This is a genomic window from Acinetobacter sp. AS167 (genome assembly GCF_037152175.1).
Classification (GTDB): Bacteria; Pseudomonadota; Gammaproteobacteria; order Pseudomonadales; family Moraxellaceae; genus Acinetobacter.
On sequence record NZ_JBBCMP010000007.1, the window covers coordinates 46,837 to 68,136 of the forward strand.

The window sequence follows — 21,300 nt, forward strand, 5'->3', positions numbered from 1 at the left end:
TCTATTTTTTAGCAGAGCTTGTGACAAAAAAATGCTCGATTCTAAATAACTTCAATGGCATAGTTCAACGTGTAAATATTTATAATAGTCAGCGAAGATGAGTTTAAACACCCAAATTTTTATTGCAGCCATTCTTGGTGTGGCATTTGGATTTTTATTAAACCAATTCCCCAATACTCAATTTTTAGATGCCAGTATTTATGGTTTGAGCATCGCCAGTAGTATTTTTATTGGTTTATTGAAAATGCTTTTGGTTCCACTTATTTTTAGTTCAATCTTGGTGGGTGTTTCAAACTTAGAAGCGGGTAGTCAACTCAGTCGAGTTTGGAAAATAACCTTGGCTTGTTGTGTGACCACAACGACATTGGCACTTATTCTTGGTTTAGCGTCGACACATCTATTCAATGTTGGACAAGGTGTGGATATTGCAATGTTTCAAGATGCAATGAATCAACATAAAAGCCCAGATTCATTGACCCCCAGTTCGTTTTTAACCAATTTTATTCAAAATACCCTCATCAATCCATTTAAAGCATTTAGTGATGGTAATGTTTTGGCAGTCGTGCTGTTTGCTTTGTTATTGGGCTTGGCATTGGTACATGGCGGAGAGCGGTTTAATTCAATCAAACAACTGGCACGTCAGTTTTTTGACATTATGATGATGTTAGTTGGTTGGGTGATGAAAGTTGCGCCGATTGGTATTTTTGCTTTGATGGCAAAGCTGATTGCAACAGAAGACATCTCTATTTTAAGCCGTCTTGCTGAGTTTGCTATTGTTGTTACGGGAACCACTATATTTCATGGTGTCGTAGTTCTGCCATTGTTGTTATGGATCTTTGGAAAAATGGATCCGATTACCTTTTTTAAAGGAACGCGTGCAGCATTAATTACAGCATTTGCAACCAGTTCAAGTTCTGCAACCATGCCTTTGAGTTTAAAGTGTACTCAAGAAAATTTAGGCGTGCGCCCACAAATTGCAGGCTTTGTGATTCCTTTCGGTTCTCAGTTAAACATGGATGGAACAGCACTTTATGAAGCAGCAGCAGCGCTTTTTATTGCCAATTTAATGGGTTTAGAGTTATCAATTACCCAACAAGTGATTGTCTGTCTGACTGCGATGATTGCTTCATTGGGTGCGCCGGGTATTCCAAGTGCGGGCATGGTCACTATGATTATGGTGCTACAATCTGTGGGATTACCAGCGGAAGCAATTGCGATTCTTCTGCCAATTGACCGTATTCTCGATACTGTACGTACTGTAGTGAATGTACAAGGGGATATGATGATTAGTGTGGTTGTTGACCGAAATACCCAAGATATGGAAAGTCCAACCTAGTGTATGGTTAGGATCTTGTTCTAAAAGATTGACCCAAAAAAGCAGGATCTAAATCCTGCTTTTTTTATTTGATTTCAGTATCACTATTCAATAGTTATTATGCTGCAACTCTAGGCAATGCACGTTTTGCCGCAGGAGATTGATCCAAATAAGCAATCGCATCTTCTGTTTTAGCTTCATGTACGGGATCATACCAAGGCATTAAATAGCCCAATTGCTGTGAAACTAGCCATAATGGATGCGGCATTAAGCGATTATCTGATTGTGCGATACTCGCCCATTCACGCCAAATCCAAGGCTTATAGAATGCAGGCTTTTTATCTGCATAACGTGGGTCTTGCCCCATGATATGTGCAGCACCATCAACCCATAAGCCCAATACAGCGGCAATCACGATAACGCTTTGATAATAACGAGAAATATAACCACCACCTAAATGGCGATATAGATCAAAAGCCACTGTACGGTGTTCAATCTCTTCGGCACCATGCCATTTGACTAAATCAAGCATATTTGGATCTGCACCCAATTCCGCCCATTTTTTATTATAAAGTGCATATTTACCCAAGACACAAGTCATATGTTCAACAGTGGCGACGATACCTAAGCGGAACAAATCCCATTGATGATCGAGGACTTTGGGTACTTTAAAGCCGAGTGGTTGATCTGCAAGTAATTTGCCAAACAAGAAATCCATAATCTCAAGATTACGTTGAATATCAATATTACGCACAGTTAAGTATTCTTTATTTGCCGAAGCATGTGCTTGAGCATGCATGGCTTCTTGGCGGATAAAAGCACGAACATCTTCAGCTAATTTTTCATCTGTGATTTTGGGTAAAACACGATTGTATAAACGGCAGAACCAAAATTCACCTGCTGGGAGAATATTGTTAATTTCATTGATAAAGTAGCTGACAAATGGCTGATTTGGAATCCAATCGACAGGGGTATCTTGCCATTCAAATTTCACTTTACGTGGTTTTATGTGGTACTGAATAGACGATCCAATCCGACTGTTCTTTAATTTAGCGAGTAACTTCATCACAGTGTCCTAATTTTTCTTTGGTGATTTCACACTTTATTATTCAAGTATAAAAAAATGTCCTAAATAGTTATTAGCAATTTAGGACATTCCAGTATCAATATGTGATGAATTTTGTTAGACAAGACTTTTTTATTTATGCTTGTGGATTTTCATCTACATTTCCATCAATATTTTCACTATTGAATTCGGATTCTTGATCCTGATCAATGAACTCATCATCCAGATCATCTTCAGTGGCTTCAGGAATTGCATCAATATCAAAATCTAAAGTTTTGTCTAAGGTGTAATTTAAGCGACCCGCCATAATTGACGCAAGTTCTTCTAGACCTTGCTTATTGAGTGATGAAAACAGTTGTATAGAAAAATTCAACTTCATTTTCTTCAACTGTTGTTGTACATCTAACAACACTTTACTGGCAGGACCACGGTTGAGTTTGTCGGATTTAGTCAACAGTACATGTACAAACAAGTGACGTGAATATGCCCATTCCAACATCATCACATCGAAGTGTTGTAAAGGGTGGCGAATATCCATGAGTAGAACCAGACCTTGTAAACTTTTTCGATGAATCAAATAATTCTCAAGTTCTTTTTGCCAGACAATTTTCATTGCTTCAGGTACAGCTGCATAACCATAACCTGGTAAATCGACAAGGCGTTGATCTGGATTACCTAAACTAAAAAAGTTAATCATTTGCGTACGGCCAGGTCTTTTCGACGCGCGTGCCAATTGCTTTTGATTGGTCAATGCATTGATAGCACTTGATTTTCCGGCATTTGAACGGCCTGCAAAGGCAACTTCATAACCAGTATCTTCTACACAAAGATTCAGTTTAGGCGCACTCATCAGAAATTCAGCTTTACGCAACCAATTCAAAGATGAAGTTGAGTATTCTGAAATCGCAGGATCAGCCTTTTTTTCATAACTGATTTTTTGTTTAGGGGCGCTTGAGGTCTTACTATTTTTAGACTTTCCACTGCTGCGATGCATATTTCAACTTCAATAAACGGATAAACAAAGTGCATTATAAAGGAAGTCGGAGATTCAAGCGAATTTTGATCGTGTTAACTGAAATATTGGCTATTGGGATGCTGGACGATGAGCTTTTGTGACTTAAACATTGAGATTGGGAATGGGTGAGTTTACGATCTTTGGATGTTGTGGTGGCGCATTGAGAACATCGGCAACAGTATACTGATCTAGACTTTGATAAAACTGTTCAACGGCCTGATCTAAAATACCCTTTAAACCGCAACGTGGACGTAGCACACAAGGTGGCGTATTGCACTCTACAATTTGTGCATCACGTTGGAGAATTCGTACAATATGCCCTAAGCGAAATTCTAAGATATCTGGGTTTAAGCGCAAACCACCGCCTTTACCTCGTGTGGTAATTAACCAACCTTGTTTTCCCATAAAATGCACAATTTTGACCAAGTGATTTTCTGAAACATGCAAATCTTCTGCAATTTCGGCAATTGTATAAGGCATATCTTTTGGAGGCGCGATGTACATTAAGATGCGCAGGGCATAGTCGGTAAATTTATTTAGTTGCATGTAGGCTGCTCATCTATGGGTAAAGATGTATCTCATCCTGAAATAAATAAGGCCAGTCTATCATAGACCAGCCTTATAAAGAACGAATGGAGATTTAGATACCTGCACCACCCGTACCAAACGCTTCACTATGAATTTGTTCAGGTTTAATACCACGAGCCACCAATGCTTGGTGTTGTTGTTGCATAAATGGTATTGGGCCACAAAGATAATAATCAGCATGGGGTGGGAGTAATGCAGTATCAAGTGTTGCCAAGTCTAAACGACCAGCCACATCGTAATCTTCGCCGATAACATCACCGCTATGTGGGAACTCATAAGCTGTAAATGTACTGAGACGTGGGAATTTAGTTTTTTGCTCTTGGATATGTTGTTTCATTGCATGTACTTGGCTACTGCGACATGCATGGATAAAGCTAGCTGGTTGAGGCATGTCTAAAGTCACCAATTGATTAAGCATTGCAATCATTGGGGTTAAACCTACACCTGCACTAATGAAGACATTACGTTTGCTACTATCAATCAGGTAGAAGTTACCTGTTGGAGCAGACACTTCAATTTCTGAATCTTCAGCTAAGCCATGTAAAGTATTTGATACCCAACCACTTGCCAAATCACCTTTTTCATCTTCACGTTTAACTGAAATACGTAAATAGTCTATTTGTGGACTTGTTGATAGTGTGTATTGACGTGGTTGTTTTAAGCCTAACGCTTCAACAAATACTCGCACTGAAATATATTGACCTGCTTCATATTTAGGTAATGTGCCGCCATCGACTGGAGCAAGATAGAAAGAGGTAATTTCTTCGCTTTCATTCGCTTTTTTAACGATTTTAAATTTACGCCAACCTAACCAGCTACCTTGAGTTTGTTGGTGCTGCTCATAAATCGCTTTTTCAGTACTGATAAATAGATCGGCCAATTGTCCATAAGCTGCAGCCCATGCATCAATCAATGGATCTTCCATCGAAATAGTTAATACTTCACTAATTGAATGTAATAGGTTTTCACCGACAATGTTGTAATCAGGTGCTTGAATATTCAGACTGACATGTTTGTGGGCAATCAGTTCAACCACAGGCAAAAGTACTGAAGGGTCTTCAATATTTTCAGCATATGCTAAAACAGCACCAGCCAAGGCTTGAGCCTGTGCACCACTACGTTGATGCCCCATGTTAAAGGTTTCTTTTAATTCAGGATTATTGCCGAGCATGCGGTTATAAAAATAACCAGTAAGTGCTACACCATTTTCGCGAAGAACAGGAACTGTTGCTTTTACAAGGTCAATTTGCTGCGGAGTCATTGTTGATCTCTCTTGGCTGTCATTTATAAGATGTATTTAAAATACATCTTATAAAGTGTATTTGCAATACACCTTTAATAAAAACACATAAAATAATTATGGTTTATTTTAAATTTAAGCCCTATTGATTGAAATCATTGGACTTATTTTTAAATTTTTTTAAATGATTTTTTAGATATGTTTAGATGGCTTGATTAAGCGAGATAAGCGAATGAAAAGATAAGCAAGAACATGCGCTATAAAATAGAGAATAAAAAAGGAGCGCTAACGCTCCTCACATTTGTGTTTAAGCGAATTAACGGCCACCAAATAATGAACCTAACAAACCGCGGACCAGTTTTTGTCCTGTAGGGCCACCTAAAGTTCGTGCAGCACTTTTAGCAAAAGTTCCGATCACATCTTGAGTCAGTTTGGCACGCGCAGCTGCAGCTTTTGCTTCTTCTTTTTCTAAGCGTTCTTGCTCTTTGGCTTGTTGCTTATCGAGAGTCTGTTGTTGCTTTGTGAGCTCTTCTAATTGCTTGGCTTGTTGAGCTACAGCATCAAAAGCCACCTGCTGTTGTGAGCTATCAGAAACTTTACGTTGTAGCATTTCATAAGCGCTATCACGATCCACTTCATTGTCATAAACACCTGCGACAATACTTTGCGCCATCAATGCTTTTCGTTCATCTAAAGTAATTGGGCTAAATGATGAGTAGGGTGGCATCACCATCGCTCGTTCAACCACTTGAGGCGTACCTTGTTCATCTAGGCAACTAATAAGCGCTTCACCGACAGCTAGCTCTGTAATTGCTTGATCTACTTTAAACTCTGGATTGGCACGGAAGGTATCGGCAGCAGTTTTTACTGCTTTTTGATCTTTAGGGGTAAAGGCACGTAATGCATGTTGCACGCGGTTACCGAGCTGCCCTAAAACATTTTCTGGGATATCTAATGGACTTTGTGAGATAAAATAAATTCCGACACCTTTAGAGCGAATTAGACGGACCACTTGTTGAATTTTTTCTTGTAATGCTGGGCTGGCATTATCAAAGAGCAAATGCGCTTCATCAAAAAAGAACACCAATTTTGGCTTATCTAAGTCACCGACTTCAGGTAGCTTTTCAAATAACTCTGAAAGCATCCAAAGTAGAAAGGTTGCATAGAGCTTTGGTGTGTTCATCAGCTTATCCGCAGCCAATAGATTGATATAACCATGTCCATTGGCATCAGTTTGGATAAAATCCATAATATCAAGGCTTGGCTCACCAAAGAAACGTTGACCGCCCTGATCACCTAAGGCCAATAGATTACGTTGAATAGCACCTAAACTTGCTGGTGAGAGATTGCCGTATTCTGCTTTTAAAGCCGCAGCATTTTCACTGACATAGGTCAGCATGGCTTTTAAATCTTTAAAATCAATTAACAGTAAGCCTTGATCATCTGCAACACGGAACACCGCTGAAAGCACACCTTCTTGAGTGTCATTTAAATTCAGCATTTGCGAAAGTAACAGTGGGCCGATTTCAGAGATTGTGGTACGAATCGGATGTCCTTGCTCACCAAATAAATCCCAAAAAATAGTCGGTGATGCAGCAAAAGGGACACTGTCTATCCCTAAGCTTTTAATGCGTTCTTCAAATTTAGGATTGGTTGAACCTGCTTTGGCTATACTTGAAACGTCCCCTTTTGCATCAGCCAGAAATACGGGTACACCAATCCGTGAAAAACTTTCAGCAAGCACTTTAAGGGTAATGGTTTTGCCTGTCCCTGTGGCTCCTGCAATTAAGCCGTGACGGTTAGCAAATTGTGAATGTAATACAATATCTTGTGTTGTATCTGAAGTTTTTTTTGCGATGACGATTGGTGTACCCATTGTTATTCCTATAGCTTTAATTTGAGTTTGGATGTTTTTTATCTGACTCAATATTTATATCATTGTTGTTATACAAAATTGCATTAAATGATGATGTTGTAAATCTGTTTTTATTGTTGAATATGAATGTAGGGTGGTGCGAATTGTTTCCTGAAATGCAGAGGGAATAAGTAAAAACTAAATGTACTTTTTGCTGAATGAACTCTGCGCTTAATCGTATTTAGAGGTGAGTATAGAGCCCTTGCCATCATTTGATATAGCAAAGACCCAGATATTATGTATTAAGCCTGCTGAGTTGAATTATTAAGCCTGAATGGCTTGAAGCGCGTGTTGAATATCTTGGATTAAATCGTCTGGATGCTCTAAACCAATACAGAAACGAACCAATAGACCTTGCTCTAGGTGTGCGCGTTCTAAATGACGCATGTCACTCAGATTATAAATCATGACTAAGCTGACAGGACCACCCCAACTAAAACCGAGTTTAAATAAAGATAAATGATCACAAAACTTTCGGATTTTGTTGATATCAAACTCAGGTTTAAAAATAACACTAACAAGACCAGCACTTTGTCCTGTTTGACAGGTCTGGTTCCAATAGGTGTGACTTATATTGTCAGAATCCGCAGGGTGTAAAATTTGAGCAAACGCATTTTGATTTTTTAGCCAATTTAAAATCTTTAAAGCACTTTGAGACTGATGCTCATAACGAATTTGCATTGAGGCCAAACTACGTTGCACTTGTGCGGCATCATCACCTGAAATCGCGATACCTTGAATGGCATGCATACGGAACAGCTTATGATGTAAAGCTTTATCTTGAGTGACCACAGATCCCATTAAAATATCACCCCCACCACTCGGGTATTTGGTCAAGGCATGTACACTGATATCTACGCTTAAATGTTCATGACTAAAATCAAAGGCATTAAAAGCTATACCAGCTCCCCAAGTATTGTCCAAGGCCGTCAGGATTTTCTTTGCTTTGGCTTTTTTGACTAAATTAACAAGATCCGGAAATTCAAGTGTGACTGAACCTGCGGCTTCTAACCAAATCAGTTTGGCATTTTCATTGGGTTGGAATGAGTCTGCATCAATTGGATTGTAAACTTGAACAATAATGCCATAACTTTTTTCAAGGTGACGTAGGTGTTCCATGTTGGGACCATAGATATTGTCTGCGACCCAAACTTCATCTCCATGACTTAAAAAACATGAATTGACTATGTTAATCGCAGATAAACCACTAGGTGCAAGTAAACAATATTCACCCCCTTCAATTTGAGCAATGTGATCGCCTAAGGTAAATGTTGTCGGTGTGCCATGTGTTCCATAACTATAATCGTAACGATCTGTCCAATGGCGATTAAATAGTGCATCGGTATTTTCAAATATAATTGTTGACGCACGAAATAGGGGAGGCTGTATAGTATTTATATATTGTGGTGCTTTACGAGAAGAATGAATTAAAGCAGTAACTGGTTCTTGTTTCACAGGAATACTCAATTTTTGTTAATAGCTGGACTAAAGTAAGCAAAACATAATCGCTCAGTGACGAAAAGCAATAAATTGTGAAAAATAATAAATAAAATTGATATTGGCTTCATTTTTGCATTTATCCGGCTATGTTTTGTGATTTGTAGCGTAATTGATACAACAAGAATAGGTGATAACATGAAAAAACTTAAAGTGCATTATTTTCAGCATATTGCAGGTGAAGGCTTTGGAAGCTGTTATGAGTATTTGAAAGCAATGGGCGCAGAAATTACTGCAACAGAATTTTTTGCTTTACCTATAGATTCTCAGTTAGAAATAGAAGCTTTACCGCATGTCAATGATGTGGATTTACTCATCATTATGGGTGGGGAAATGAGTGTAAATGATGAAGCTAACTATCCTTGGTTAAAGGTTGAAAAACGATGGATTCGCCGCTATTTAGCATCGGAAAAGCCTGCAATCGGTTTGTGTTTGGGTGGGCAGCTGATAGCCAATGCTCTAGGTGCTAATGTTCGACGTAATACTATACGGGAAATCGGTTGGACCTTGGTCAATAAAAGCAACCATGTGCCAGAAGATTATTTCCAATTGCCTGAGCGGGTCAATGTCATGCAATGGCATAGTGAGACCTTTGATATTCCTAAAGGTGCAATTCGTTTGGCGGAGAATCCAGCATGTCCCAACCAACTTTATCAGATAGGCAAGAATGTGTTGGGATTTCAGTTTCATCCAGAAATCACCCCGCATAGCTTAAAAATTTTCATTGAACATGAAGAAGAGGATATGCTGTTTAGTGGGCTACACAGTCAATCATTATTGGATTTAAAAAAATCACAACAAATGGACTATGTGATTGGTAATCAGTTACTCAATCATGCGATTGACTACGTTTTGAGGGTTTAAGTTGGTGTTTAAATAATAAGCGCTTTATTTATAATTAATTACTCAAAAAAAGGTAAAAATGTCCAAATAAGTTTGCTTAAGTGTTAAACAATCGTTATAATGAGCGACCCTCCAATATGGTGGGGTGAATGGCGAAGAAAGTCATTCAGATCGTTACAGTCGTGGCATCGATCACGACCTTAGTGATTTTCACTGCCTTTGACACTTGCCTACTTTAGTGGGGTGAGATGCGTCAAGGGTGATTCTTTATATATTTGGCTTGGAGTTAACTGGTATGTCTAACCAGAGAATTCGTATCCGTCTTAAGTCTTTTGATCATCGTTTAATTGATCAATCTTCTCAAGAGATCGTAGAAACAGCAAAACGTACTGGCGCACAAGTATGTGGTCCAATTCCGATGCCTACTCGCATCGAACGTTTTAACGTTTTAACATCACCACACGTGAACAAAGATGCGCGTGACCAATATGAAATCCGCACATATAAACGTTTGATCGACATTGTTCAACCTACAGACAAAACTGTAGATGCGTTGATGAAGTTGGATCTTGCAGCTGGTGTTGATGTTCAGATCGCATTGGGTTAAGGCTTTCGGTTAATTAACGCTTTATAAGTTAATTAGGCCGCTTTTTTAGAGGTTTATGCACATGGCTATTGGTTTAGTCGGTCGCAAGTGCGGTATGACACGTATCTTTACAGATGCTGGTGTTTCTGTGCCTGTAACAGTGATTGAGGTTGATCCTAACCGTATCACTCAAATCAAAACGCTTGAAACTGATGGTTATCAAGCGATTCAAATCACTACTGGTGAACGTCGCGAATCTCGCGTAACAAATGCTCAGAAAGGTCACTTTGCGAAAGCTGGTGTGGCTGCTGGTCGTTTAGTTAGCGAATTCCGTGCTACAGAAGCTGATCTTGAAGGTCGTGAAGTTGGTGGAACTATCGGTGTTGATTTGTTCGCAGTAGGTCAAGTTGTTGACGTAACTGGTCAATCAAAAGGTAAAGGCTTCCAAGGTGGTGTTAAGCGTTGGAACTTCCGTACGCAAGATGCTACACATGGTAACTCTTTGTCGCATCGTGTTTTGGGTTCTACAGGTCAAAACCAGACCCCTGGTCGCGTATTTAAAGGCAAAAAAATGGCTGGCCATTTAGGTGCTGAACGCGTAACAGTTCAAGGTCTTGAAATTGTATCTATCGACGCAGAACGTTCAGTTCTTGTTGTTAAAGGTGCGATTCCTGGTGCTACTGGTGGCGACGTTATCGTTCGTCCTACGATCAAGGCCTGAGGGGGAATAACGTGAATTTAAAAACTGTTTCCGGCTCTGCTGTTGAATTATCAGAAGTAGCTTTCGGTCGTGATTTTAATGAAGCTCTTGTACACCAAGTTGTTACAGCTTATTTAGCTGGTGGTCGTCAAGGTTCTAAAGCTCAGAAATCACGTGCAGACGTTTCTGGCGGTGGTAAGAAACCATTCCGTCAAAAAGGTACTGGCCGAGCTCGTGCGGGTTCTATTCGTAGCCCAATCTGGGTTGGTGGTGGTAAGACTTTTGCTGCTCGTCCACAAGATTGGTCTCAAAAAGTTAACCGTAAAATGTACCGCGGTGCAATGCAATGTATCTTAGCTGAACTTGTTCGCCAAGATCGTCTTGTTCTAGTTGAAGAGTTTGCTGTTGAAGCACCTAAAACTAAAGAATTGCTTGCTAAACTTAACGGCTTGAACGCTACTCGCGCATTAATCGTTACTGAAGCTGTAGATGAAAATCTATATTTAGCTGCTCGTAACCTTCCACACGTTGATGTGGTTGATGCTGCTGGGATCGATCCTGTTGGCTTGATCGCGTTTGATAAAGTTGTTATGTCTGTTGCGGCTGCTAAGAAGATTGAGGTAGAACTCGGATGAACAACGAACGTATCTATCAAGTCCTAAAAGGGCCTGTTTTTTCAGAAAAAGCACAAGTTCTAGGCGAAACTGCTGGTGTTCAAGTTTTTAAGGTTGCTATTGATGCAAACAAACTTGAAATCAAAAAAGCAGTAGAGCAATTGTTTGGTGTAGAAGTTGTTAAAGTTAACACGACTATCACTAAAGGTAAGACTAAGCGCTTTGGTAAAACATTGGGACGTCGTTCTGATGTTAAAAAAGCATACGTCACCCTGAAAGCTGGCCAAGATGTTGAAATGGCTGACTTGGGCGATACCGCTGAAAGCACAGCGGAATAAGGACGAAAATTATGCCAATTCAAAAATGTAAGCCAACGTCTCCAGGACGTCGCTTTGTAGAGAAGGTGGTTCATAATCATCTTCACAAAGGCGCGCCTTATGCACCGTTGGTTGAAGCTAAGAAACGTACTGGTGGTCGTAATAATAATGGTCACATTACCACTCGTCATGTTGGTGGTGGTCATAAACAAAACTACCGTATTGTTGACTTCAAACGTAACAAAGACGGCATCCCAGCTGTAGTTGAGCGTATTGAATACGATCCTAACCGTACATCTCATATTGCTTTATTGAAATATGCTGACGGTGAACGTCGTTATATTATTGCCGCTAAAGGCTTACGTGCTGGTGATAAAGTACAATCTGGTAACGATGCTCCAATTCGTCCAGGTAACTGCTTGCCGCTTCGTAATATGCCTATCGGTTCTACATTACATAACATTGAGCTTAAAATCGGTAAAGGTGCACAGTTAGTGCGTTCTGCTGGTACTTCTGCTCAATTGTTGGGTCGTGACGGTTCTTACGCAATTATTCGTCTTCGTTCAGGCGAAATGCGTAAAGTACACGTTGAATGTCGCGCTGTGTTAGGTGAAGTATCTAACTCAGAAAGCAACCTTCGTTCACTTGGTAAAGCAGGTGCTGCACGCTGGCGTGGTGTTCGTCCTACCGTTCGTGGTATGGCGATGAACCCAGTTGACCATCCACATGGTGGTGGTGAAGGGCGTAACAAAGGTATTCAACCTGTAAGCCCATGGGGTCAAAAAGCTAAAGGGTACAAAACACGTACCAATAAGCGTACGACTAAGATGATCATTCGCGACCGTCGCGTTAAGTAACAAGTAAAGGAATCTGACAATGCCTCGTTCTCTGAAAAAAGGCCCATTCGTCGATGCGCACTTGTTCGCTAAGGTTGAAGCGGCTATCGCGGCTAATAACCGTAAGCCGATCAAAACTTGGTCGCGTCGTTCGATGATCCTCCCGGATTTTGTTGGTTTAACAATTTCTGTACATAATGGTCGTAACCATGTTCCAGTGATCGTATCTGAACATATGGTTGGTCACAAACTCGGTGAATTCGCGCCAACTCGTACCTATCGTGGTCACGGTGTTGACAAGAAGTCTAAACGTTAAGGTGCTATGATGGAAGTTACTGCTAAATTACGCGGTGCCGCTATCTCGGCACAAAAAACTCGTTTGGTTGCAGATCTAATCCGTGGCAAATCTATTGCTCACGCGCTTAATATCTTAAACTTCAGCAACAAGAAAGCTGCAGTTATAGTAAAAAAAGCATTGGAATCTGCAATTGCAAACGCTGAACATAATAACAGTTTAGATGTAGACGACCTTAAGGTTACTACGATTTACGTTGATGAAGGCACGAGCCTTAAACGTATTATGCCACGTGCTAAAGGCCGTGCAGATCGTATTACTAAGCGTACTTGTCACATTACCGTTAAGGTAGGGGTTTGATATGGGTCAGAAGGTTCATCCAATCGGTATCCGCCTTGGTGTTGTAAAACGTCATAACGCCAACTGGTATGCGAGTCCGAAACAATACGCTGAATATTTGCTTAAAGATCTTCAAGTTCGTGAGTTTTTAACTAAAAAACTTAAAAGCGCGATGATCAGCAAAATTCTTATCGAACGTCCTACAGGCGCTGCTAAAGTAACTATTAGCACTGCTCGTCCAGGTATCGTTATCGGTAAAAAAGGCGAAGACATTGAGAAATTACAGCGTGAACTCACCAAGATTATGGGTGTTCCAGCGCAAGTAAGCATCAACGAAATTGATCGCCCAGATTTAGACGCTCGTTTAGTTGCTGAAGCAATTGCTTCACAATTAGAGAAGCGTGTAATGTTCCGTCGTGCTATGAAGCGTGCGGTTCAAAACACTATGCGTGCTGGTGCTAAAGGTATCAAAGTTGAGGTTTCTGGTCGTTTAGGTGGTGCAGAAATTGCACGTACTGAATGGTATCGTGAAGGTCGTGTACCTTTACATACACTTCGTGCTGACATCGACTATGCAACTATGCGTGCTGAAACTACTTACGGTACGATTGGTGTTAAAGTTTGGATTTTCCGTGGTGAGATCTTAGGTGGCATGAAACAAGTCATGAACCCTGCTCCTGCTGAAGAACGTCCAGCTAAACGCGGTCGCGGTCGTGGTGAAGGTCAAGAGCGTCGTGGTCGTCGCAATGATCGTTCTGCTGAAAAAGGAGAATAATCCATGTTGCAACCTAAACGTACTAAATTCCGTAAGGTGCAAAAGGGCCGTAACACTGGTCTAGCGCATCGTGGTAGCACAGTATCTTTCGGTACAATCGCACTTAAATCTGTTGAGCGTGGTCAAATGACTGCTCGTCAAATCGAAGCTGCGCGTCGTACAATTAGCCGTCGTGTTAAACGTGGTGGTAAGATCTTTATCCGTGTTTTCCCAGACAAACCAATTACTGAAAAGCCATTAGAAGTTCGTATGGGTAAAGGTAAAGGTTCTGTGGAATACTGGGTTTGCCAAATCAAACCAGGTAAGATCTTGTACGAAATGGATGGTGTTAGTGAAGAATTGGCACGCGAAGCGTTTACGCTTGCAGCTGCTAAGCTTCCATTTAAAACCACTATCGTTACTAAGACGGTGATGTAATGAAAACTAAAGATCTACGTGAAAAATCGGTAGAAGAGTTGGCAGCTTTGCTAGATGAGCAACAGCTTAACCAATTCCGTCTTCGTATGGCGAAAGCAACTGGTCAATTGGGTAAATCGCATGAAGTTGCGTTAACTCGTAAGACTATTGCTCGTATCAAGACCCTCCTTACCGAAAAACAGGGGAACGCACAATGAGTGAGCAAACAGTTCGCACGTTAACAGGCAAAGTAGTAAGTGACAAAATGGACAAGTCTATTGTTGTACTTATTGAACGCCGCGTTCAACACCCGTTGTATGGCAAATCAATCCGCCGTTCAACAAAATTACACGCTCATGATGAGAATAACACTGCTAAAACTGGCGATGTTGTAACCATTAAAGAAAGCCGCCCAATTTCAAAAACTAAAGCTTGGACTTTAGTGGAAGTTATTGAAGCAGCTGCTGAGTAATTAGACGTTCTTGTTGCATCATCGGTCAATTTCGAGTACTCTTTGAGCCTTTCGAAATTGCGACCGGTGATGCTCGGTTTTGGAGTAGGGCAATGATTCAGACCGAAAGTATGCTAGACGTAGCAGACAACAGTGGTGCTCGCCGCGTACAATGTATTAAAGTACTAGGTGGTTCACATCGTCGTTATGCTTCTGTTGGCGACATTATTAAAGTTACTGTAAAAGAAGCAATTCCACGTGGCCGTGTTAAAAAGGGTGACGTGATGAATGCAGTTGTAGTTCGTACTAAATTCGGTATTCGTCGTCCAGACGGTTCTGTGATCCGTTTTGATGATAATGCTGCAGTTATCTTGAACAACAACAAGGCTCCGATTGCCACTCGTATTTTCGGACCAGTGACTCGTGAACTTCGTACTGAACAGTTCATGAAAATCATTTCATTGGCTCCTGAAGTTCTATAATAGAGGCAATCATGGCTAAGATTAGAAAAGGCGATCAAGTAATTGTGATCGCAGGTAAAGAAAAAGGCAAACAGGGTACTGTTTTGTCTGTTTCAAATGACCAAGTTAAGGTTGAAGGCCTTAATTTAGTTAAGAAGCATCAAAAGCCGAACCGTGCAACAGGTGCTGAAGGCGCTATCGTTACACAAGAAGCTTCGCTTCATATTTCAAACGTGGCAGTTTTTAATGCTGCAACCCAAAAGGCTGACCGTGTTGGTTACCAAGTGATTGAAGGCACGAAAACTCGTGTTTATAAATCAAATGGTGAATCAGTGGCGGTAGCGAAGTAATAGGTTGAACTAGGCTATGGCCAGACTTAAAACACGTTATAACGACGAAATCCGAGCTAAGTTGAAAGAAGAACTTGGTTTGGGCAACGTGATGGAAATTCCTCGCGTTACTAAAATCACCATCAACATGGGTGTTGGTGCAGCTTCAGCTGACAAGAAATTGTTAGATGGCGCTTTGGCGGATATGCAAGCTATTGCTGGTCAAAAACCAGTTCTTACATTAGCGCGTAAATCAATCGCTGGTTTTAAAATCCGTGATGGTTGGCCGATTGGTTGTAAAGTAACTTTACGCGGCGAACAAATGTACGAATTCTTAGACCGTTTGATCTCTATTGCGATTCCTCGTATTCGTGACTTCCGCGGTTTTTCTGCGAAATCATTCGATGGTCGTGGTAATTATTCAATGGGTCTCAAGGAACAAATTATGTTCCCTGAAATCGATTTTGATAAGATCGATCGTATTCGTGGTATGGATATTACTATCACTACGACTGCTCGTACTGATGACGAAGGCCGTGCGCTAATCCGTGCATTCGGCTTCCCGTTCAAATAAGAGGTCGATATGGCTAAGAAAAGTATGATTAATCGCGAATTGAAACGCGAAACTACAGTTGCTAAATACGCTGCAAAACGTGCTGAATTAAAAGCTACGATTGCAAACGTAAATGCATCTGATGAAGAACGTTTCGAAGCGATGATGAAGTTACAAGCATTACCACGTAATGCGTCTCCAGTACGTCTTCGTAACCGTTGTGGTTTAACTGGTCGTCCTCATGGTTACTTCCGTAAGTTCGGCTTAAGCCGTAACAAATTACGTGACACAGTAATGCAGGGTGATGTACCGGGCGTTGTTAAGGCAAGCTGGTAAGGAGCGACTATAAATGAGTATGCAAGATACCGTTGCCGACATGCTAACACGTGTTCGTAACGCACAAATGGCAAAGAAACAAACTGTTTCTATGCCTAATTCTAAGTTGAAAGTTGCAATTGCAAACGTACTTCAACAAGAAGGTTACATTTCAAATGTAGAAGTTGCTGATCTTGAAGGCAAAGCTACTTTGACAATTACTTTAAAATATTTTGAAGGCAAACCAGTTATCGAAACTGTGAAACGCGTAAGCCGCCCAGGTCTACGTCAGTATCGCGGTAAAGATGCACTTCCAAGCGTTAAGCAAGGTTTAGGTATTGCAATTGTTTCTACAAGCAAAGGCATCATGACTGATCGCGCTGCACGTGCTGCAGGCGTTGGTGGTGAAGTTATTGCTTTTGTTTCTTAATAGGTGATTCCTCATGTCTCGTGTGGCTAAAGCCCCAGTAACTGTACCTAACGGTGTAGCAGTTACTCAGAACGGCCGGCAGGTCGAAGTGAAAGGCAGCAAAGGTACGTTGTCTTTCAACCTGCATGCGCTGGTCGAGCTTAAACAGGAAGAAGGTCAACTTCATATTGCTCCAGTTAAAGAATCTCGCGATTCTTGGATGCAAGCTGGTACTGCTCGCGCTGTTCTTAATAACCTTGTAAAAGGTGTTAATGAAGGCTTCGAACGTAAGTTACAACTTATCGGTGTTGGTTATAAAGCTGCGGTTAAAGGTACAGTTGTGAACCTTAACCTTGGTTATTCTCATCCGATTGATTACGCTCTTCCTGAAGGTGTAACTGCTGAAACTCCGACTGCTACTGAAATCATTTTGAAATCAGCTAACAAGCAATTGTTAGGTCAAGTTGCTGCAGAAATCCGTGGTTATCGTCCACCAGAGCCGTATAAAGGTAAAGGTGTTCGCTATTCTGACGAAGTTGTACTTCGTAAAGAAGCTAAGAAGAAATAAGGCGCGAGGTTCTTATGAACGAAAAGAAACAATCCCGTTTGCGTCGTGCGAAAAGCACACGCTTGCACATTCGTGCATTGGGTGCGACTCGCTTGTGTGTAAACCGCACGCCGCGTCACATCTATGCTCAAGTTATTTCTGCAGATGGTGGCAAAGTATTAGCGCAAGCTTCTACTTTGGATGCATCTTTACGTAGCGGAACTACAGGTAATGTAGATTCAGCAACTAAAGTAGGTGCTTTAATCGCAGAACGTGCAAAGGCTGCTGGTGTAACTAAAGTTGCATTTGACCGTTCTGGTTTTAAATATCATGGTCGTATCAAAGCCTTGGCTGATGCTGCTCGTGAAAACGGCTTGGAGTTCTAATCATGGCTAAAGTTGAACAAAACGAAGGTCTTGTTGAAAAGCTGGTTGCCGTTGATCGTGTAGCCAAAGTTGTTAAGGGTGGTCGTATCTTCTCTTTCACAGCATTGACTGTTGTGGGTGATGGTAATGGTCGTGTAGGTTTTGGTCGCGGTAAAGCGCGTGAAGTTCCAGCTGCTATTTCTAAAGCACTTGAAGCTGCACGCCGCAACATGATCACTGTTGATCTTGTTGATGGTACTGTACAACATCCTATTCATGCTCGTCATGGCGCTAGCCGTGTTTACATGCAACCTGCATCAGAAGGTACTGGCGTAATCGCTGGTGGTTCTATGCGCGCAGTTTTAGAAGCTGCGGGTGTACGTAACGTATTGACGAAATGTTATGGTTCTACTAACGCGGCTAACGTTGTAAATGCAACTTTTAACGGTTTACGTGATATGACGTCTCCTGAGAAAGTTGCTGCTAAACGTGGTCTTTCAGTAGAACAAATTTTAGGGTAATCAATCATGAAAACGATTAAAGTTACCCAGACTAAATCTTCTTCGCATCGTTTGAAAAATCACAAACTTTGCCTACAAGGTTTAGGTCTGCGTCGTATTGGTCATACAGTAGAAGTAATAGATACACCTTCTAACCGTGGTATGATCAACAAAGTCTACTATATGGTTAGTGTAGAGGAATAAGCCATGACTCTGCGTTTAAATGAGCTTGCACCTGCTGAAGGTGCAAAACGTGACAACCGTCGTTTAGGCCGTGGTATCGGTTCTGGCGTTGGTAAGACTGGTGGCCGTGGTGTCAAAGGTCAAAAATCACGTAAAAGTGGTGGCGTTCGTCCAGGCTTTGAAGGTGGTCAAACTGCGTTATATCGTCGTTTACCTAAATTCGGTTTCACAAGCCAATTGGCTTTGAAAACTGCTGAAGTACGTTTGTCTGAACTTGCTAAAGTTGAAGGTGATATTGTTTCACTTGAAACTTTGAAAGCTGCGAATGTTGTACGTAAAGATATGTTGCGTGCTCGTGTTGTTCTTTCTGGTGAAATCACTCGTGCATTCACTGTTCAAGGTGTTGCATTGACTAAAGGCGCTAAAGCTGCTCTTGAAGCTGCTGGCGGTAAAGTCGAGGAGTAATTGCGAGTGACTATGTCTCCTAGTTCTTCAGGTCATGTCAACATGATGAAAGGTCAACCATTTCACGTGAAATATCGTGAAATTATTCGCCGATTAATGTTCTTGATTGGTGCATTGGTAGTCTTTCGACTAGGAGCGCATATTCCGCTGCCGGGTATTGATAATGTTGCTCTAGAACGTTTTTTCAAAGCTAATGAAGGTACTTTTTTAGGTTTGTTTAATATGTTCTCGGGTGGAGCATTAGAACGAATGTCCATTCTTGCGTTAGGGATCATGCCGTATATTTCTGCATCAATTATTGTGCAGTTGATGTCGACAGTGGTTCCTTCGTTAGAAGCATTGAAGAAAGAAGGCGAGCAAGGTAAGCGTAAGATTAATCAATATACGCGTTATGGCACCCTATTACTTGCATTAGTCCAAGGTATTGGAATGTGTGCTGGTCTAATCAGTCAAGGTATTACTTTGACTTCAGGATTAGCTTTTTACATTCCTGCGCTAACATCGTTAGTTGCAGGTACCATGTTCTTAATGTGGTTGGGCGAGCAAATTACTGAACGTGGTGTTGGTAATGGTATCTCAATGATTATCTTTGCAGGTATTGTTGCTGGTTTACCAAATTTAGTGATTCAGGCATTTACTTCGGTAGATAATGGTCAATCAAGTTTAATTGGTTTGGCTATCTTTGGATTGCTATCAGTTGCTGTTTTAGCAGCAATTGTGTTTATTGAAAAAGCTCAACGTCGTATACCTGTGAACTATGCTCAAAAACAGCAAGGTCGTCGTGTATTCACTGCACAGCAAACGCATTTGCCATTGAAAATCAACATGGCAGGGGTTATTCCAGCAATTTTCGCTAGTTCGTTATTGTTGTTCCCTGCAAGTTTAGGTCAATGGTTAGGCAGTGCTGATCCAAATGCAGGAATTGTAAAACGTAGCCTACAAGATTTGGCATTGGTATTATCGCCTGGACAACCGTTATATTTAGTGCTCTTCGGTGCGTTAATTATCTTTTTCTGTTATTTCTATACGGCGCTAGTTTTTAGCCCGAAAGAAGTATCAGAGAACTTGAAACGCAGTGGAGCTTATGTACCTGGTATTCGCCCAGGTGAGCAAACTGCTCGTTACTTAGATCATATTCTTAATCGTTTGACGTTTATTGGTGCAATCTACATTACCGTCATCTGTTTAATGCCGATGATTTTACAGAGTTCTTTTGGTATTCCATTCCATTTGGGTGGTACATCATTACTCATCGTAGTTGTAGTTGTTATGGACTTTATGGCTCAGCTTCAAGCCCACTTAACATCACATCAATATGACGATCAATCGTTAATGAGAAAAACGACTGCTCATCCTAAGGGATAAGCGCACTTAGAAGGTTTCATCATGAAAGTACAAGCTTCTGTAAAGAAAATTTGTGGTAGCTGTAAAGTTATCCGTCGTAATGGGGTTATTCGCGTAATTTGCAGCGCAGAACCTCGTCATAAGCAGCGTCAAGGTTAATTTAATTAAGACCTGTTGATTTCAGTAGGCTAATTAGGTTATTATCCGCCCCTCAAGATTTTTGTGGGGCGGTTGATTATCTCTACTGCCTTTTTGGAGAAATTTGAATGGCTCGTATTGCCGGTGTAAACATTCCGGATAACAAGCATGCTGTTATCTCTCTTACGTATATTTTTGGTATTGGTCGCCACACAGCTAAGAACATTTTAGCTGCTGCAGGTATTACGACTACTACGAAAATTCGTGAATTAGATGATGCTCAGCTTGATGCGATTCGTGCAGAAATTGCTAAGGTTCCGACCGAAGGTGATTTACGTCGCGAAATTTCCATGAACATTAAACGTTTAATGGATTTAGGCTGCTACCGCGGTCTTCGTCATCGTCGCAGCTTGCCTGTTCGCGGACAACGCACCAAAACTAACGCACGTACCCGTAAAGGTCCGCGCAAACCTATTAAGAAATAAGATTTCTGGAAGCTAAAAGATGGCTAAAGATACTCGCGCACGCAAGAAGGTCACTCGTACCGTCTCTGAAGGTGTTGCACACATTCACGCTTCTTTTAATAACACCATTGTTACGATTACTGATCGTCAAGGTAATGCATTGGCTTGGGCTACTTCAGGTGGACAAGGCTTCCGTGGATCACGTAAATCAACTCCGTTTGCTGCTCAGGTAGCTGCTGAAGTTGCTGGTAAAGCTGCTTTAGATTACGGTTTGAAAAACTTGGACGTCCTTGTTAAAGGTCCTGGTCCAGGTCGTGAATCTGCGGTTCGTGCATTAGGTGCAGTGGGTTATAAAATTAACAGCATTACCGACGTGACACCGATCCCGCACAACGGTTGCCGTCCACCTAAAAAACGTCGCGTGTAAGGAGAAACATTC

Annotated in this window: 32 protein-coding genes and 1 pseudogene; 27 read left to right on the plus strand and 6 right to left on the minus strand. The window is 41.2% G+C overall.

Features of this window, described 5'->3' with window-relative positions; genetic code table 11:
• Positions 1–97 precede the first annotated feature (97 nt).
• Positions 98–1,336: a dicarboxylate/amino acid:cation symporter gene (locus WFN33_RS12715; protein WP_336953489.1), complete on the plus strand. Its 1,239-nt coding sequence runs from the start codon at positions 98–100 to the stop codon at positions 1,334–1,336.
• Between the two features lie 97 nt (positions 1,337–1,433).
• On the opposite strand, the gene WFN33_RS12720 is transcribed toward WFN33_RS12715, so the two are convergent.
• The 6 genes from WFN33_RS12720 to WFN33_RS12745 all read right to left on the minus strand — a co-directional run bounded on the left by WFN33_RS12720 (position 1,434) and on the right by WFN33_RS12745 (position 8,594).
• Entirely contained in the window at positions 1,434–2,381 is a 948-nt protein-coding gene (locus WFN33_RS12720; protein WP_056512178.1) for a metal-dependent hydrolase, read from the minus strand.
• A 136-nt stretch (positions 2,382–2,517) separates the two neighbouring features.
• Positions 2,518–3,375: a ribosome biogenesis GTP-binding protein YihA/YsxC gene (gene yihA, locus WFN33_RS12725; RefSeq protein WP_004816856.1), complete on the minus strand. Its 858-nt coding sequence runs from the start codon at positions 3,373–3,375 to the stop codon at positions 2,518–2,520.
• Between the two features lie 123 nt (positions 3,376–3,498).
• Positions 3,499–3,942 (minus strand): RrF2 family transcriptional regulator, encoded by a 444-nt coding sequence (locus tag WFN33_RS12730; protein ID WP_336953490.1) that lies wholly within the window; start codon positions 3,940–3,942, stop codon positions 3,499–3,501.
• Positions 3,943–4,036: 94 nt separating this feature from the next.
• Complete coding sequence (hmpA, locus tag WFN33_RS12735) at positions 4,037–5,245, minus strand: NO-inducible flavohemoprotein (protein WP_336953491.1); 1,209 nt, start codon at positions 5,243–5,245, stop codon at positions 4,037–4,039.
• Positions 5,246–5,540: 295 nt separating this feature from the next.
• Entirely contained in the window at positions 5,541–7,100 is a 1,560-nt protein-coding gene (locus WFN33_RS12740; protein WP_209827921.1) for a helicase HerA-like domain-containing protein, read from the minus strand.
• A gap of 303 nt (positions 7,101–7,403) precedes the next feature.
• The gene (locus WFN33_RS12745; protein WP_336953492.1) at positions 7,404–8,594 is read right to left on the minus strand and encodes a PLP-dependent transferase; all 1,191 of its coding nucleotides are present in this window, start codon (positions 8,592–8,594) and stop codon (positions 7,404–7,406) included.
• 180 nt (positions 8,595–8,774) lie between these two features.
• Here WFN33_RS12745 and WFN33_RS12750 point away from each other — a divergent pair, with 180 nt between their 5' ends.
• The 26 genes and pseudogenes from WFN33_RS12750 to rpsK all read left to right on the plus strand — a co-directional run bounded on the left by WFN33_RS12750 (position 8,775) and on the right by rpsK (position 21,288).
• The gene (locus WFN33_RS12750) at positions 8,775–9,500 is read left to right on the plus strand and encodes a type 1 glutamine amidotransferase (RefSeq protein ID WP_336953493.1); all 726 of its coding nucleotides are present in this window, start codon (positions 8,775–8,777) and stop codon (positions 9,498–9,500) included.
• 274 nt (positions 9,501–9,774) lie between these two features.
• On the plus strand, positions 9,775–10,086 hold the full coding sequence (gene rpsJ, locus WFN33_RS12755) for a 30S ribosomal protein S10 (protein WP_004725677.1): 312 nt from the start codon (positions 9,775–9,777) through the stop codon (positions 10,084–10,086).
• 61 nt (positions 10,087–10,147) lie between these two features.
• Positions 10,148–10,786 (plus strand): 50S ribosomal protein L3, encoded by a 639-nt coding sequence (rplC, locus tag WFN33_RS12760; RefSeq protein ID WP_004725679.1) that lies wholly within the window; start codon positions 10,148–10,150, stop codon positions 10,784–10,786.
• A gap of 11 nt (positions 10,787–10,797) precedes the next feature.
• Entirely contained in the window at positions 10,798–11,400 is a 603-nt protein-coding gene (gene rplD / locus WFN33_RS12765) for a 50S ribosomal protein L4 (RefSeq protein ID WP_004725681.1), read from the plus strand.
• Positions 11,397–11,717, plus strand: a complete 321-nt coding sequence (rplW, locus tag WFN33_RS12770; RefSeq protein ID WP_004725684.1) for a 50S ribosomal protein L23 — start codon at positions 11,397–11,399, stop codon at positions 11,715–11,717. The genes rplD and rplW overlap by 4 nt, the downstream gene beginning before the upstream one ends.
• An 11-nt stretch (positions 11,718–11,728) precedes the next feature.
• On the plus strand, positions 11,729–12,553 hold the full coding sequence (gene rplB / locus WFN33_RS12775) for a 50S ribosomal protein L2 (RefSeq protein ID WP_004725686.1): 825 nt from the start codon (positions 11,729–11,731) through the stop codon (positions 12,551–12,553).
• A 19-nt stretch (positions 12,554–12,572) separates the two neighbouring features.
• Entirely contained in the window at positions 12,573–12,848 is a 276-nt protein-coding gene (gene rpsS, locus WFN33_RS12780) for a 30S ribosomal protein S19 (RefSeq protein WP_004281508.1), read from the plus strand.
• Between the two features lie 9 nt (positions 12,849–12,857).
• Positions 12,858–13,187 (plus strand): 50S ribosomal protein L22, encoded by a 330-nt coding sequence (gene rplV / locus WFN33_RS12785; protein ID WP_004725688.1) that lies wholly within the window; start codon positions 12,858–12,860, stop codon positions 13,185–13,187.
• Position 13,188: 1 nt separating this feature from the next.
• A pseudogene (gene rpsC, locus WFN33_RS12790) lies at positions 13,189–14,005 on the plus strand (30S ribosomal protein S3).
• Positions 13,945–14,358, plus strand: coding sequence for a 50S ribosomal protein L16 (gene rplP / locus WFN33_RS12795; protein WP_004725694.1), 414 nt, complete (start codon positions 13,945–13,947; stop codon positions 14,356–14,358). Before rpsC ends, rplP begins: the two are co-directional and overlap by 61 nt.
• A complete protein-coding gene (gene rpmC / locus WFN33_RS12800) occupies positions 14,358–14,555 on the plus strand; it encodes a 50S ribosomal protein L29 (RefSeq protein ID WP_004725696.1) in 198 nt (65 codons plus the stop codon). Before rplP ends, rpmC begins: the two co-directional genes overlap by 1 nt.
• Positions 14,552–14,809: a 30S ribosomal protein S17 gene (gene rpsQ / locus WFN33_RS12805; protein ID WP_004725698.1), complete on the plus strand. Its 258-nt coding sequence runs from the start codon at positions 14,552–14,554 to the stop codon at positions 14,807–14,809. Before rpmC ends, rpsQ begins: the two co-directional genes overlap by 4 nt.
• Before the next feature lie 92 nt (positions 14,810–14,901).
• Positions 14,902–15,270 carry a 50S ribosomal protein L14 gene (gene rplN / locus WFN33_RS12810; protein WP_004725701.1) on the plus strand — a complete coding sequence of 123 codons (369 nt, stop codon included), beginning with the start codon at positions 14,902–14,904 and terminating at the stop codon, positions 15,268–15,270.
• 11 nt (positions 15,271–15,281) lie between these two features.
• Entirely contained in the window at positions 15,282–15,599 is a 318-nt protein-coding gene (gene rplX / locus WFN33_RS12815) for a 50S ribosomal protein L24 (protein ID WP_336953494.1), read from the plus strand.
• A gap of 16 nt (positions 15,600–15,615) precedes the next feature.
• On the plus strand, positions 15,616–16,152 hold the full coding sequence (rplE, locus tag WFN33_RS12820) for a 50S ribosomal protein L5 (RefSeq protein ID WP_336953495.1): 537 nt from the start codon (positions 15,616–15,618) through the stop codon (positions 16,150–16,152).
• A gap of 9 nt (positions 16,153–16,161) precedes the next feature.
• Positions 16,162–16,467 carry a 30S ribosomal protein S14 gene (gene rpsN / locus WFN33_RS12825; RefSeq protein WP_004725707.1) on the plus strand — a complete coding sequence of 102 codons (306 nt, stop codon included), beginning with the start codon at positions 16,162–16,164 and terminating at the stop codon, positions 16,465–16,467.
• Between the two features lie 13 nt (positions 16,468–16,480).
• Positions 16,481–16,876: a 30S ribosomal protein S8 gene (gene rpsH / locus WFN33_RS12830; RefSeq protein WP_004725709.1), complete on the plus strand. Its 396-nt coding sequence runs from the start codon at positions 16,481–16,483 to the stop codon at positions 16,874–16,876.
• 13 nt (positions 16,877–16,889) lie between these two features.
• The gene (rplF, locus tag WFN33_RS12835) at positions 16,890–17,423 is read left to right on the plus strand and encodes a 50S ribosomal protein L6 (RefSeq protein ID WP_004725711.1); all 534 of its coding nucleotides are present in this window, start codon (positions 16,890–16,892) and stop codon (positions 17,421–17,423) included.
• Between the two features lie 14 nt (positions 17,424–17,437).
• A complete protein-coding gene (gene rplR / locus WFN33_RS12840; RefSeq protein WP_004725713.1) occupies positions 17,438–17,788 on the plus strand; it encodes a 50S ribosomal protein L18 in 351 nt (116 codons plus the stop codon).
• A gap of 2 nt (positions 17,789–17,790) precedes the next feature.
• Positions 17,791–18,288 carry a 30S ribosomal protein S5 gene (rpsE, locus tag WFN33_RS12845; RefSeq protein WP_004725715.1) on the plus strand — a complete coding sequence of 166 codons (498 nt, stop codon included), beginning with the start codon at positions 17,791–17,793 and terminating at the stop codon, positions 18,286–18,288.
• A gap of 6 nt (positions 18,289–18,294) precedes the next feature.
• Positions 18,295–18,471, plus strand: coding sequence for a 50S ribosomal protein L30 (gene rpmD / locus WFN33_RS12850; RefSeq protein WP_004725717.1), 177 nt, complete (start codon positions 18,295–18,297; stop codon positions 18,469–18,471).
• Between the two features lie 3 nt (positions 18,472–18,474).
• Entirely contained in the window at positions 18,475–18,915 is a 441-nt protein-coding gene (gene rplO / locus WFN33_RS12855) for a 50S ribosomal protein L15 (RefSeq protein WP_336953496.1), read from the plus strand.
• Positions 18,916–18,960: 45 nt separating this feature from the next.
• Positions 18,961–20,280, plus strand: coding sequence for a preprotein translocase subunit SecY (gene secY / locus WFN33_RS12860; RefSeq protein ID WP_171066869.1), 1,320 nt, complete (start codon positions 18,961–18,963; stop codon positions 20,278–20,280).
• A 21-nt stretch (positions 20,281–20,301) separates the two neighbouring features.
• Positions 20,302–20,418, plus strand: coding sequence for a 50S ribosomal protein L36 (gene rpmJ / locus WFN33_RS12865; protein ID WP_000867907.1), 117 nt, complete (start codon positions 20,302–20,304; stop codon positions 20,416–20,418).
• Between the two features lie 107 nt (positions 20,419–20,525).
• Positions 20,526–20,882 carry a 30S ribosomal protein S13 gene (rpsM, locus tag WFN33_RS12870; RefSeq protein ID WP_336953497.1) on the plus strand — a complete coding sequence of 119 codons (357 nt, stop codon included), beginning with the start codon at positions 20,526–20,528 and terminating at the stop codon, positions 20,880–20,882.
• 19 nt (positions 20,883–20,901) lie between these two features.
• Positions 20,902–21,288 (plus strand): 30S ribosomal protein S11, encoded by a 387-nt coding sequence (rpsK, locus tag WFN33_RS12875; protein WP_004281491.1) that lies wholly within the window; start codon positions 20,902–20,904, stop codon positions 21,286–21,288.
• Positions 21,289–21,300 lie beyond the last annotated feature (12 nt).

Bases quoted from the DNA above. Each gene is read 5' to 3' on its own strand.
- WFN33_RS12715 (WP_336953489.1), top strand. From the start codon at position 98: ATGAGTTTAAACACCCAAATTTTTATTGCAGCCATTCTTGGTGTGGCA.
- WFN33_RS12720 (WP_056512178.1), bottom strand. From the start codon at position 2,381: ATGAAGTTACTCGCTAAATTAAAGAACAGTCGGATTGGATCGTCTATT.
- yihA (WP_004816856.1), bottom strand. From the start codon at position 3,375: ATGCATCGCAGCAGTGGAAAGTCTAAAAATAGTAAGACCTCAAGCGCC.
- WFN33_RS12730 (WP_336953490.1), bottom strand. From the start codon at position 3,942: ATGCAACTAAATAAATTTACCGACTATGCCCTGCGCATCTTAATGTAC.
- hmpA (WP_336953491.1), bottom strand. From the start codon at position 5,245: ATGACTCCGCAGCAAATTGACCTTGTAAAAGCAACAGTTCCTGTTCTT.
- WFN33_RS12740 (WP_209827921.1), bottom strand. From the start codon at position 7,100: ATGGGTACACCAATCGTCATCGCAAAAAAAACTTCAGATACAACACAA.
- WFN33_RS12750 (WP_336953493.1), top strand. From the start codon at position 8,775: ATGAAAAAACTTAAAGTGCATTATTTTCAGCATATTGCAGGTGAAGGC.
- rpsJ (WP_004725677.1), top strand. From the start codon at position 9,775: ATGTCTAACCAGAGAATTCGTATCCGTCTTAAGTCTTTTGATCATCGT.
- rplC (WP_004725679.1), top strand. From the start codon at position 10,148: ATGGCTATTGGTTTAGTCGGTCGCAAGTGCGGTATGACACGTATCTTT.
- rplW (WP_004725684.1), top strand. From the start codon at position 11,397: ATGAACAACGAACGTATCTATCAAGTCCTAAAAGGGCCTGTTTTTTCA.
- rplB (WP_004725686.1), top strand. From the start codon at position 11,729: ATGCCAATTCAAAAATGTAAGCCAACGTCTCCAGGACGTCGCTTTGTA.
- rpsS (WP_004281508.1), top strand. From the start codon at position 12,573: ATGCCTCGTTCTCTGAAAAAAGGCCCATTCGTCGATGCGCACTTGTTC.
- rplV (WP_004725688.1), top strand. From the start codon at position 12,858: ATGGAAGTTACTGCTAAATTACGCGGTGCCGCTATCTCGGCACAAAAA.
- rplP (WP_004725694.1), top strand. From the start codon at position 13,945: ATGTTGCAACCTAAACGTACTAAATTCCGTAAGGTGCAAAAGGGCCGT.
- rpmC (WP_004725696.1), top strand. From the start codon at position 14,358: ATGAAAACTAAAGATCTACGTGAAAAATCGGTAGAAGAGTTGGCAGCT.
- rpsQ (WP_004725698.1), top strand. From the start codon at position 14,552: ATGAGTGAGCAAACAGTTCGCACGTTAACAGGCAAAGTAGTAAGTGAC.
- rplN (WP_004725701.1), top strand. From the start codon at position 14,902: ATGATTCAGACCGAAAGTATGCTAGACGTAGCAGACAACAGTGGTGCT.
- rplX (WP_336953494.1), top strand. From the start codon at position 15,282: ATGGCTAAGATTAGAAAAGGCGATCAAGTAATTGTGATCGCAGGTAAA.
- rplE (WP_336953495.1), top strand. From the start codon at position 15,616: ATGGCCAGACTTAAAACACGTTATAACGACGAAATCCGAGCTAAGTTG.
- rpsN (WP_004725707.1), top strand. From the start codon at position 16,162: ATGGCTAAGAAAAGTATGATTAATCGCGAATTGAAACGCGAAACTACA.
- rpsH (WP_004725709.1), top strand. From the start codon at position 16,481: ATGAGTATGCAAGATACCGTTGCCGACATGCTAACACGTGTTCGTAAC.
- rplF (WP_004725711.1), top strand. From the start codon at position 16,890: ATGTCTCGTGTGGCTAAAGCCCCAGTAACTGTACCTAACGGTGTAGCA.
- rplR (WP_004725713.1), top strand. From the start codon at position 17,438: ATGAACGAAAAGAAACAATCCCGTTTGCGTCGTGCGAAAAGCACACGC.
- rpsE (WP_004725715.1), top strand. From the start codon at position 17,791: ATGGCTAAAGTTGAACAAAACGAAGGTCTTGTTGAAAAGCTGGTTGCC.
- rpmD (WP_004725717.1), top strand. From the start codon at position 18,295: ATGAAAACGATTAAAGTTACCCAGACTAAATCTTCTTCGCATCGTTTG.
- rplO (WP_336953496.1), top strand. From the start codon at position 18,475: ATGACTCTGCGTTTAAATGAGCTTGCACCTGCTGAAGGTGCAAAACGT.
- secY (WP_171066869.1), top strand. From the start codon at position 18,961: ATGAAAGGTCAACCATTTCACGTGAAATATCGTGAAATTATTCGCCGA.
- rpmJ (WP_000867907.1), top strand. From the start codon at position 20,302: ATGAAAGTACAAGCTTCTGTAAAGAAAATTTGTGGTAGCTGTAAAGTT.
- rpsM (WP_336953497.1), top strand. From the start codon at position 20,526: ATGGCTCGTATTGCCGGTGTAAACATTCCGGATAACAAGCATGCTGTT.
- rpsK (WP_004281491.1), top strand. From the start codon at position 20,902: ATGGCTAAAGATACTCGCGCACGCAAGAAGGTCACTCGTACCGTCTCT.